Source organism: Desertibacillus haloalkaliphilus (genome assembly GCF_019039105.1).
Classification (GTDB): domain Bacteria; phylum Bacillota; class Bacilli; order Bacillales; family KJ1-10-99; genus Desertibacillus; species Desertibacillus haloalkaliphilus.
The window spans coordinates 1-425 of record NZ_JAHPIV010000167.1; the positions used below are offsets into that span (position 1 = coordinate 1).

Here is a 425-nt window from a genome sequence, read left to right on the forward strand (position 1 = left end):
GGAAAAGGAGAGAGGGGGGGGAGGAAAAAAAAGAAGAAGGAGGAAGAAAAGAAGAAAGGAAAAGGAAGAGGAAGGAGAAAAGAGGAGGGAGGAGGAGAAAGAGGGAAGGGAAAAGGGGAAAAAAGGGAGGGGAAGAGGGGGGGAGGGGAGGGGGGGGAAGGAGAGGGGGGAAGGGGGAGGGAGGGAGAGGAGGGGAGAGAAGAGGGGGGAGGGGAGGAGGAGGAGGGAAGGAGGAGGAGAAGGGGGGAGGAAAGGAGGGAGAAAGAAAGAAGAAAGAAGGGAAGAAGGAGAAAAGAAGAGGGAAGAGGGAGAAAGGGAGAAGAAGGAGGAAGAAAGGGAGGAGAGGGGGAAGGAGGGGAAGGAAAGGAAAGAGAGAAGGGGGGGAAAAAGAAGGAAGGAAAGAAGAAAAAAGAAAAGGGGGGGGG

Annotated in this window: 1 protein-coding gene; it reads left to right on the forward strand. The window is 54.8% G+C overall.

All coding sequences use genetic code 11. From position 1 onward, the window contains the following. The coding region (locus KH400_RS29740) for a hypothetical protein (protein WP_217228077.1) at nt 1-425 on the forward strand (425 nt) is incomplete at both ends.